This window comes from Microbacterium sp. H6 (genome assembly GCF_003314775.1).
Classification (GTDB): domain Bacteria; phylum Actinomycetota; class Actinomycetes; order Actinomycetales; family Microbacteriaceae; genus Microbacterium; species Microbacterium oxydans.
In genome coordinates, this window is sequence record NZ_QOAY01000112.1 from 49076 (window position 1) to 59326 (window position 10251).

General features: G+C 68.4%; 9 protein-coding genes. 3 read left to right on the plus strand and 6 right to left on the minus strand.

The features are described 5' to 3' along the window. Positions 1-18: 18 nt before the first annotated feature. The 5 genes from DSP71_RS07775 to DSP71_RS07795 all read right to left on the minus strand — a co-directional run bounded on the left by DSP71_RS07775 (position 19) and on the right by DSP71_RS07795 (position 5489). Positions 19-453, minus strand: coding sequence for a hypothetical protein (locus DSP71_RS07775; protein WP_113680791.1), 435 nt, complete (start codon positions 451-453; stop codon positions 19-21). Further along, on the minus strand, positions 453-1193 hold the full coding sequence (gene dapB, locus DSP71_RS07780) for a 4-hydroxy-tetrahydrodipicolinate reductase (protein ID WP_058630523.1): 741 nt from the start codon (positions 1191-1193) through the stop codon (positions 453-455). The genes DSP71_RS07775 and dapB overlap by 1 nt, the downstream gene beginning before the upstream one ends. A gap of 99 nt (positions 1194-1292) precedes the next feature. Then, positions 1293-1895 carry a histidine phosphatase family protein gene (locus DSP71_RS07785; protein ID WP_046748311.1) on the minus strand — a complete coding sequence of 201 codons (603 nt, stop codon included), beginning with the start codon at positions 1893-1895 and terminating at the stop codon, positions 1293-1295. A 69-nt stretch (positions 1896-1964) separates the two neighbouring features. Continuing rightward, entirely contained in the window at positions 1965-2993 is a 1029-nt protein-coding gene (locus DSP71_RS07790; RefSeq protein ID WP_218867343.1) for an aldo/keto reductase, read from the minus strand. 219 nt (positions 2994-3212) lie between these two features. Continuing rightward, complete coding sequence (locus DSP71_RS07795; protein ID WP_046748310.1) at positions 3213-5489, minus strand: polyribonucleotide nucleotidyltransferase; 2277 nt, start codon at positions 5487-5489, stop codon at positions 3213-3215. A gap of 359 nt (positions 5490-5848) precedes the next feature. Between DSP71_RS07795 and DSP71_RS07800 the strand changes: the two genes are divergently transcribed. Continuing rightward, positions 5849-7159 (plus strand): UDP-glucose/GDP-mannose dehydrogenase family protein, encoded by a 1311-nt coding sequence (locus DSP71_RS07800; protein ID WP_113680792.1) that lies wholly within the window; start codon positions 5849-5851, stop codon positions 7157-7159. A 12-nt stretch (positions 7160-7171) separates the two neighbouring features. Here DSP71_RS07800 and DSP71_RS07805 read toward each other — a convergent pair whose 3' ends face one another. Further along, positions 7172-9112 (minus strand): GDSL-type esterase/lipase family protein, encoded by a 1941-nt coding sequence (locus DSP71_RS07805; RefSeq protein WP_113680793.1) that lies wholly within the window; start codon positions 9110-9112, stop codon positions 7172-7174. A gap of 140 nt (positions 9113-9252) precedes the next feature. Here DSP71_RS07805 and DSP71_RS07810 point away from each other — a divergent pair, with 140 nt between their 5' ends. Next, the gene (locus DSP71_RS07810; protein WP_113680797.1) at positions 9253-9837 is read left to right on the plus strand and encodes a DedA family protein; all 585 of its coding nucleotides are present in this window, start codon (positions 9253-9255) and stop codon (positions 9835-9837) included. A 31-nt stretch (positions 9838-9868) separates the two neighbouring features. After that, a complete protein-coding gene (locus DSP71_RS22055; protein WP_017830923.1) occupies positions 9869-10045 on the plus strand; it encodes a DUF5302 domain-containing protein in 177 nt (58 codons plus the stop codon). The last annotated feature ends 206 nt before the right edge of the window (positions 10046-10251 follow it).

The following is a 10251-nucleotide window of genomic DNA, read 5'->3' on the forward strand; positions in this document are numbered from 1 at the left end:
CCGTTCAGGACACCAGGGTCAGCGGCGCGAGAGCCGGATCGCCTCGCGAATGCTGGCCCTGGCGTCTTTCCGGCGGCCCGCCGCGTCCTGGACCACACCCAGCCGATAGCGCGCCCGCCAATCGTCACCCGCCGTATCCGCTTCTGCGGCGTACCGGGCGATCAGCGGATCGGCATCCGCGCGGGCGATCCTCCCGCTGGGCGTCAGTTCCGTCTCGACCGGAGGCATCCCGCCCTCCGCATCGAGGAGGCGTCCCAGACGATCGGCGCCGAAGCCGAACATCATCTCCCGGACCAGCGCCCATGCTCCGATCGGTGCCAGCACGAGCAGGGTGACCCCCATGCCGATGGACACGCCGGTGCCGACCGAGATGAGCATCACCGCGAGCCAGATCGCGACGGCGAGATAGAGGAGCAGCGCCGCGGCCATCAACGCGACGCCGATACGCGACATCACGATCGGATGCCGATGTCGATCATGTGCTCAAGACCCACGAACACGCCGTCGGCCTTCAGCGCGAAGGGCACGGCGAGCCGAATCCCCGGGGCATAGGCGAGAGCCGAGTCCACTGTGTCGTGTGTGAAGGTGAGCGACTCGCCCGGGCCGGAGAGGATGACTTCCTGCTTGGCGACGACCCCGGGGCGCCGTAGAGAGTGGACGGGCACACTGCCGACCTGCTGCCCCCTGGCACGCTGGTCCGCATGCGGTGCGCTGACGGGCCCCTGCTCCGCGCGCGCGGTCGCGATCAGTTCCGCGGTCCGCACGGCCGTTCCGCTCGGCGAGTCGATCTTAGTCTCGCGGTGCGCTTCGATGATCTCCGCCGAGCCGAAGAAGGGCGCAGCGGCCGCCGCCAGCGCTGACCCGAGGACCGAGCCGAGAGAGAAGTTCGGGATGAAGACGGCACCGGTGCCGGCCGCCTCGACGAGAGGACGTACGAGCGCGATCCGCTCCGCCGACCAGCCCGAGGTCGCGACCAGCACGTTGATGCCACGTTCGACGGCTGCGCGCACCACCTCGATGCTCACCTGCGGCGTCGATGCATCGACGACCAGGTCGGCACCGTCGATCTCCGCGAGATCGCTGGAAGAGGTCAGCACACGGCTCACCTCGAACCCGTCGAGCTCATCGATCACCGCACCGATGATCGTGCCGAGCTTCCCGGTTCCGCCGACGAGTGCTACCTGCGTGGTCATGCATCCAGTCTATTTCGCGGCCGACAGCGCACGGTCAGGGGCGCGCGGGCAGACACCTCGGATTCCGCGACACCGCGGAGGCGCGTCGGAGCAGGGCGCTCAGACCAGCAGCGCATCGGGGATCCCGGTGCGCAGTTCCACCGGAAGGTGGCCGGTGTCGTTGTGCGTGAGCAGCGTCCACGGCCGCCCCTGCTTCTGAGCGATCACCGTCAGCCCGCAATGGGACTGGTTCAGGGTCATCCACCGCCACTCCGGTGCGGCGAGCACCTCCCGCACGAACCAGGAGATCACGAAGTTGTGGGTGATGAGCACCTCGTGCACGTCTCCGGTCTTGCGCACCAGGAACTCATTGACGGCATCGGACATCTGCGCCCGCCCCGCCTCGATCTCGGCCTCGGTGACGGAACCGAAGAACGGCTCGAACACGGAAGGAGTCTCCTCCGTCATCCCGGTCGGGACGCAGTCGAACAGCAGCGCGGTGGGCTCGGGATCCACCGACGGCAGACGAGCCGCGATCGCCCGCGCCGTCTCGTTCGCGCGCAACAGCGGGGAATGCCAGACGGCGTCGAGCGGGAGCCCGGACAGCCGATCCGCGATCAGCTCCGCCTGACGTTGCCCCCTCGGCGAGAGGGGTCCGTCTGCGAGACCGTACTCGGCATCCTGATGTTCACCGTGTCTGACCAGATAAATGTAGTGCGTCACAAATCGCTCGCTTCATCGCCAGCATCCGCCGGACCTCTCTTCCACCCTATGTCACGGGCGGCTGGAAGCTCAGTTACCCGCCCGGGTGAGATCGGACACCTGGCTGCGCGAGAGCGAGACACCCGCTCCCTGCATCAGCTCATCGACGTGATCGCTCGCGAACGCGTTGACGATGGGCGCGGCGATCGTGCGCTGAGCGAGCAACCAGGCGATGGAGACCGCCGCGACAGGAGCACTCACTTCCTCGGCGACCTGATCGAGAGCGCGCAGGATCTTGATCCCCCGGCGGTTCAGATGACCACGCAGTTGCTCGCCACGCACACCGCGCGACGTGAGCGCTTTGCTGCGATGCCGACCCGACAGGAATCCGTGCTCGAGCGCGTGCGACGGCGTGACGGCGAGGTTCTGCGCACCGGCCACGAGGCGAAGATCACCCTCGAACGGCTGACGGCGGACCAGGTTGTAGGGAGTGTCGATCACCTGGATGCGCGGGTAACCGGCCGCGGCCAGGATGCGTGCTTCCACGAGTCGCTCCGGGGCGAAACCGAATGCACCGACCGAACCGATCTTCCCGGCATCCGTCATCCATTCGACGGTCGCCAAGGTGTCTTCGAGGTTGGTCGTCGCGTCGAGGGTGGCATCGAGATAGAGCACATCGATGCGGTCGACACCGAGCCGGGTCAGCGATCCCTCGACGGCACGCACGAGGTTGACCGAACCGAGGCCCGGGTTGTCGGCGTGGGCGCCGATGCGGACGCTCAGGACACTGCGCTCGCGCTGACCGCGCGACCGCAACCACTGCCCGATGATGTGCTCGCTGCGTCCGCCGGAGAAGCCGTCAGCGGTGTGGATGGCGTTTCCGCCGAACTCCACATAGCGGTCGAGAATGCCGTGACTGGTCTCGAGATCGACGTTCCAGCCGAACTCCGCCGCGCCGAGCATCAGCGGGAACGTCTCGAAACCCGTTTCGCCCAGGGCGACGCGGATGGACTCCCCTATCCCCGGTCCGACGATCGGGATGGGCGCGGACGGATGCTCGGCAACGCCCTGCTTGGCGCCTTCCTCAGACGCTCCTGCGCCTACGCTGAACAACCGCATTCTCTCTCACCCCCGCGTCGATCGGTGCGTGCCGACCTGCGTACCTGCTGGATCTGCACCCCCCGGTGCGTACTTCGAGAGTAAGCGAATTCCCCGGACGCCCCGACCAATCCGGGGAACGGCGCGGAAACACCGGATAACGATTTGGTCACACCACTGGACGACGAAACCCGGGCCCCCTCTTCGCGAAGAGGCCCGGGTTCCGTTCGAACGTCACGCTTACTCGGCGGCTGCATCCTCTGCAGGGGCAGCCTCAGCGGCAGGAGCGTCGTCGAGGACGGGCTCGAGCGAGAGCTTGCCACGGTCGTCGATCTTCGTGATCTTCACGAGGATCTTCTGGCCGACCGAGAGCACGTCGTCGACGTTCTCGACCCGCTTGCCACCGGCGAGCTTGCGCACCTCGGTGACGTGCAGGAGGCCGTCCTTGCCCGGGAGCAGCGAGACGAACGCACCGAAGGTGGCGATCTTCACGACGGTGCCGAGGAACTGCTCCCCGACCTCCGGGTTGGTGGGGTTGGCGATCGCGTTGACCTGGGCACGAGCGGCCTCAGCCGACGGGCCGTCGGTGGCGCCGATGTAGACGGTGCCGTCCTCCTCGATGGAGATCTGCGCGCCGGTCTCATCCTGGATCGCGTTGATCGTCTTGCCCTTCGGGCCGATCAGCTCGCCGATCTTGTCGACCGGGATCTGCACGCTGATGACGCGAGGCGCGGTGGGCGCCATCTCGTCGGGAGCGTCGATCGCAGCGTTCAGGACGTTGAGGATCGTCAGACGAGCCTCACGAGCCTGGGTGAGCGCACCGGCGAGAACCTGCGTCGGGATGCCGTCGAGCTTGGTGTCCAGCTGGATGGCCGTGACGAACTCGCTGGTTCCGGCGACCTTGAAGTCCATGTCGCCGAGTGCGTCCTCCGCACCCAGGATGTCGGTCAGAGCCGCGTAGCGGGTCTCACCGTTGACCTCGTCCGACACGAGACCCATCGCGATACCGGCGACGGGAGCGCGCAGCGGCACACCCGCGTTCAGCAGCGACAGGGTCGACGCGCAGACGGAGCCCATCGAGGTGGAACCGTTGGAGCTGAGCGCCTCGGACACCTGACGGATCGCGTACGGGAACTCCTCGCGGCTCGGCAGCACCGGCACGAGGGCGCGCTCGGCCAGGAAGCCGTGCCCGATCTCGCGACGCTTCGGCGAACCGACACGGCCGGTCTCACCGGTCGAGTACGGCGGGAAGTTGTAGTGGTGCATGTAACGCTTGCTCGTCACAGGCGACAGCGAGTCGATCTGCTGCTCCATCTTGAGCATGTTCAGCGTGGTGACACCCAGGATCTGGGTCTCGCCGCGCTGGAAGATCGCAGAGCCGTGCACGCGCGGGATGACCTGCACCTCGGCGTCGAGCGGACGGATGTCCGCCAGCCCACGACCGTCGATACGAGCGCCCTCGGTGAGGATGCGACCGCGGACGATCCGCTTGGTGACCGACTTGTACGCGGCCGAGAACTCGAGCGGGGCTGCGGCCGGGAGTGAACCCGCCTCGGTGGCCTCGATGAGCTCCGCCTTCACGCGGTCCTTGATCGCGTCGTCGGCGGTCTGACGCTCGACCTTGTCGGCGATCTGGTAGACGTCGCTGAGCTCGGCGAACGCACGCTCGGACACGAAGCTGTAGACCTCGTCGCTGTACGCCGGGAAGACCGGGTACACGCCCGGCTCCTTCGACGCCGTGGCGGCGAGCTCGGCCTGAGCCTTCACGAGCTGAGCGATGAACGGCTTCGCGGCCTCGAGACCCTGAGCGACGATCTCTTCGTTCGGCTTGGTGGCGCCGGCCTTGATCAGGTTCCAGCTGTGCTCGGTGGCCTCAGCCTCGACCATCATGATCGCGACGTCTTCGGTGCCATCGGCCTTGGTGACGACACGACCGGCGACGATCAGGTCGAACACGGCCTCCGCGACCTGCTCGGCGGTCGGGAACGCGACCCACTGGTCGGCGTGCTCGCCCTGGCCGGGGATGAACGCGAGGCGCACACCGGCGACGGGGCCAGAGAACGGGAGACCCGAGATCTGGGTCGACGCGGATGCGGCGTTGATGGCGAGAGCGTCGTAGAACTCACCGGGAGCGATCGACATCACGGTGATGACGACCTGGACCTCGTTACGCAGGCCGTCGACGAACGACGGACGCAGCGGACGGTCGATCAGACGGCAGACGAGGATCGCCTCGGTGGAGGGACGACCCTCACGACGGAAGAACGAGCCGGGGATCTTGCCGGCGGCGTAGGAGCGCTCTTCGACATCGACCGTCAGCGGGAAGAAGTCGAAGCCCTCGCGCGGGTGCTTGCCTGCGCTCGTGGCCGAGAGGAGCATGGTCTCGCCGTCGAGGTACGCGGCGACTGCGCCCTGAGCCTGCTGCGCGAGGCGGCCGGTCTCGAAGCGGATGGTGCGGGTGCCGAAGCGGCCGTTGTCGAGAACGGCCTCGGTGGCGGTGATTTCAGGACCTTCCAAGAGGTCTCTCCTTCTTTGTTTAGACTCGCGAATCCATGTGATGCGCGAGCATGTTCAAAGGAGCGGAACGGAAGGGTTCGGGCGCGCGGGCATTCCCGCGAATCTCGCCTGCGCTGGCCACCAGTAGAAAGCCACCCGACATCTGCCGAGGAACCCACCACAGGGGACCAGCTTCTCCGCCGATCGCTCCATGAGTCGATATGAAATTGTGCGGTTGACAGACATCAACCTCATCCACTCTATCAGCGCGGACCTCGAATCCTGCGAGTCGGCGCGCGACGCGGATCCGACATCGACCGGCCACGACACGTTCACCCCGTGGATGCCGAAGCGAGGGGGGCATCGGCTGTGGTGGGTTCATGCGCCTCTCCGTCATCGGCTGCGGATATCTCGGAGCCGTTCATGCCGCCGCCATGGCCTCCCTGGGACACGACGTCGTGGGCATCGACGTCGACCGGGACAAGGTCGCCGCGCTCGCGTCGGGCGCTGCGCCGTTCTTCGAACCACGACTCGCCGAGCTCATCGCGGAAGGCCTGTCGACCGGAAGGCTCCGCTTCAGCGCGCGGATGGCCGATGCCGGGGGCGCAGACGTGCACTTCCTCGCTGTCGGCACCCCACAGGCCCCGGGTGCGCACTCCGCAGATCTCCGCTATGTCGACGCGGCTGTCGACGATCTGCTCCCCCACCTGCGCCCAGGAGACGTGGTGGCCGGCAAATCCACCGTTCCCGTCGGCACCGCAGGCGAGCTCGCCGCTCGCATCTCCCCCACGGGTGCGACGCTCGTCTGGAATCCGGAGTTCCTCCGCGAGGGCTGGGCCGTACACGACACCTTGACACCGGACCGTCTCGTCGTGGGTGCCGAGTCGGATGCCGCCGGCGAGCGCGCGGTCTGGATCCTCCGTGACGTGTACGGTGCCGCCGTCGAAAGCGGGGTGCCGTTCCTGGTGACGGATCTCGCGACCGCGGAACTGGTCAAGGGAGCGGCGAACGCCTTCCTCGCCACGAAGATCTCCTTCATCAACGCGATGGCGGAGATCGCGGAGGCGTCCGGCGCAGATGTCGCTCTGCTCGCCGATGCGCTCGGCCATGACACACGGATCGGGCGGCGCTATCTCGGCGCGGGCATCGGATTCGGCGGCGGTTGTCTGCCCAAGGACATCAGGGCGTTCGCCGCGCGGGCGGAAGAGCTGGGCCGCGGCGAGGCGGTCGGCTTCCTGCGTGAAGTCGACACGATCAATCTCCGGCGTCGCGATCGAGCCGTGCAGCTCGTCGTGGATGCACTGGGCGGTCTGGTGTTCGGTCGCAGGATCGCCGTGCTGGGAGCGGCGTTCAAGCCCTTCAGCGACGACATCCGGGACTCACCGGCCCTCGACGTGGCCGTGCGTCTTCGCGGTCTGGGCGCTGATGTCGTGGTCACCGACCCCGCTGCCGTCGACAACGCGGCCAAAGCGCATCCGCAGCTGGGCTACGCCCGTGACCGCGACGAGGCGCTGCGGGAGGCCGATGCCGTCGTGGTCGTCACCGAGTGGGATGAGTATCGACGGGACCTCTCGCCGGAGCACGCCGGGGCACTCGTACGGGGCCGGGTCATCGTGGACGGCCGCAACTGCCTCGACTCGACCGCGTGGCGCGCCGCCGGCTGGCAGTACCACGGCATGGGTCGGCGCTGAGCGAGCGGGGTCTCAGGGCACGACCGCAGCGAACGCCGCAGCCGGCCGACCGAGGTACACGTAGCCATCGTGCTTCGCGATCCTCCCGTCACCCGCCGCGCGACCGTTGAGGCGGCGCCAGACCCACGGAAGCGCATGCCGTCGCCACCACACACCGGCGCCGATGGTCTCATGGTCGTGCATCGCTGCGTCGAGCACCCCGAGCGCATCGGCATCGGGGACACCGAGCACTTCGGCGCCACGGTAGGCGAGGAAACGGTGGCCCCGGCTGCTCAGGTGGACCAGATCCTCGCCCCAGTTCGCGCGCTCGGCCAGCGAGGGGTGCAGATCCGTATCGATCAGGATCGCGCCGGTGCGGGCGGCGATCCCGCTCAACGCGGTGGCGAAGGCGGAGAACCTCCGCGTATAGATCGACGCAGCGCGACGGCCGGGGAGAAAGGGCGTGACGAGGAGCACGTCCGCCCCTATTCCCCGCAGCCGGCGCACGGCGTCCTCGAGCTCCGCGGCGAGCGCGGTGACATCGACGCGGGGCTTCACGAGGTCGTTCGCACCGATCAGGATCGACACGAGGTCGGGCCGAAGCTCGAGTGCCCTGGCCAGTTGCAGTCCGGCGACGTCTCGGACGCGCTTGGACCTGATGGCCAGGTTCGCGTAGTGCAGACCTCCTCTCGCGGCGAGCAGGAGCGCGAGACGGTCGGCCCATCCTCTCAGCGCACCATCGGGTGCCGGATCGCAGAGCCCTTCCGTGAGAGAGTCACCGAGCGCGACGTAGCGCCGCCACCGACGGGAGACGATCGTCGCGGGCGGCTCGGGGCGCACGAGGCGACGAGCGCGAGCCCGGGAGTCCACCGCATGCAGCGTCCTCGCCTCGTCGAAGTGGTCGAGGAGCTGGTCGCATACCTTCTCCCAGCTGCGCTCCTGCACGGCTTCGCGCCCGGCCTCGCCGAAAGCCCGCCTCTTGCGCGCATCGCCGGCGAGGTCGGACACCCGACCCCGCAGATCGTCGAGGTCCCCCGGCCGGTAGAGCCATCCGTCGATGCCCATGCGCACGAGACCCAGCGGACCGCCGCGACCCGTCGCGATCACGGGGACACCGCTCGCATGGGCTTCCTGCAGGGTCTGACCGAATGTCTCGCTCTCGCCGGGGTGGACGAACAGGTCGAAAGATGCCATCGCCGCGGCGAGCGCGTCCCCGTCGAGGTGGCCGAGGAAGAGGGCATCGGGAAGCAGTCCCTGCACCTTCGCTCTGCTGGGCCCGTCCCCCACGATCACCAGGCGTGTGCCGGGGATACCGCGGAGTGCGACGAGGTCTTCGACCTGCTTCTCCGGCGCGAGACGTCCGACGTAGCCGATGACGACGTCGGCGCCCCAGCCGGCTCGGAGCGCGCCGTCGCGTCGCGACGGCTGGAACCGCTCGGCGTCGACGCCCCTCCCCCAGCGACGCAGGCGGTCGATACCCAGCGCGGTGAGCTGCCTGGCCGAGTCGGCGGAGGGCGCGAGGGTGATGGTGGCGCGTCGATGCAGGAGGGCGATGTGAGCCTGGGCGATGCCCGTGGTCGCCGCGACCCGATAGCGCTCGGTGTATGCGGCGACGTCGGTCTGATAGGCGGCGACGGCCGGCAGATCCAGGCGCTCGGCGGCCAGCACCCCACGCCACCCCAATGCGAAAGGGGAAGCGAGGTGCACGACATCGGGCTGGAAGCGAGCGAGCGAGGTGGCGATGCGGTGAGCGCTCGACGTTCCCACCCTCACGTGCCGGTACCCCGGAAGAGCGAGACTCGGTATCGGTTCGACGGGGGCACCGCTGATCTCGGACGGTGCGTCGACGGCCGCGGGCGCGACGACATGAGCTTCATGCCCTCGCCGTTCGAGGTGTCGCAGGATCTGCAGCACCGAGCCGGTGACACCGTTCATGTGCGGAAGGAAGGACTCGGTGACGATCGCTACTCTCACAGGCCCAGGATGACGGCCCGTACGAGCGGGGACGCCCGCAGACGCCCTTCTGCACCGGATGTTCACCGGATGCTGGAGAACGGGTCACCGGCTATCCGTTCTTTGGTTCCCGTTCACCCTCTGGGGGCAGAGTGGGCGACGTGCCGACGGATCTGCTGACCGCCTCACTCGCTGGCCCTTGGAGCCTGGTCCTGATGAGCGTGCTCGTGGTGGGGGACGCCTTCTTCGTCGTGGTGCCCGGTGAGGTCGCGGTGACCGCCCTCGGTGCGATCGCGGTCACGACGGGCTCCCCGCCCCTGTGGGCTGTGATCGTGTGTGCCGCCGTCGCCGCTGCTCTGGGTGACGCCTGCTGCTACCTCATCGGGTGGTCGGTTGGCACCGAGCGCTGGCGGTGGATGCGGGCACCACGAGTGCTCCAGGCTCTGGATTGGGCTCGCCGCCGCTTGGACGGCGGGATGGCCACGGTGCTGTTCACCGCGAGGTTCGTGCCGTTCGCGCGGCTTGCGATCAATCTGGTCGCCGGGGCATCGCGTGTCCACCCGCCGCGCTACCTCGCGCTCGTCAGTCTCGCTGCGACCGGGTGGGCGCTGTACCAGGCCGCGGTGGGCGCAACTGTCGCGACGCTCGTCCCCGGAGGTCCGCTCGTGGCCGTGCCCGTCTCCATCGTGCTCGCGATCGGGATCGGGGCGCTGATCGACCTGTGCGTGCGCCGCTCCAGAGGGTGACCCACCCGGGCACGTGCCCTAGGCTCGGGTCATGAGCACCGAAGAAGGCGCCTCCTCTTCTGAGGAGATGAAGCGCAAGTTCAAGGAAGCGCTCGAGAAGAAGAACGCGCACCACCGGCAGGGCGAGGCACACCTCGACGGCGATTCCGCCGTGCACAGTGCGAACGCCCCGCAGACGCGGCGCGAGTTCCGACGCAAGAGCGGTTGACCGCGCGGATGCGGGAGCCGGCTCGGCCGGGCTCCCGCATCCCCCACTTCCGTCTCAGCGGCGGTCGGCGCGGAGCCGGGCCCGCTCCTCCTTCGCCGCCATCTCGGAGACCGCCGCTTCGCGGAGCTCCTGCATGTCAGCGGCCTGGGCGCTGCCCACCGGCTCGTGCGCATCGACGCCGTCGAGCAGGGACTCGTCGAAGGGCA

Coding starts and splice junctions, on each gene's coding strand:
- DSP71_RS07775 (WP_113680791.1), bottom strand. CDS start 453: ATGTCGCGTATCGGCGTCGCGTTGATGGCCGCGGCGCTGCTCCTCTAT.
- dapB (WP_058630523.1), bottom strand. CDS start 1,193: ATGACCACGCAGGTAGCACTCGTCGGCGGAACCGGGAAGCTCGGCACG.
- DSP71_RS07790 (WP_218867343.1), bottom strand. CDS start 2,993: ATGCGGTTGTTCAGCGTAGGCGCAGGAGCGTCTGAGGAAGGCGCCAAG.
- DSP71_RS07800 (WP_113680792.1), top strand. CDS start 5,849: ATGCGCCTCTCCGTCATCGGCTGCGGATATCTCGGAGCCGTTCATGCC.
- DSP71_RS22055 (WP_017830923.1), top strand. CDS start 9,869: ATGAGCACCGAAGAAGGCGCCTCCTCTTCTGAGGAGATGAAGCGCAAG.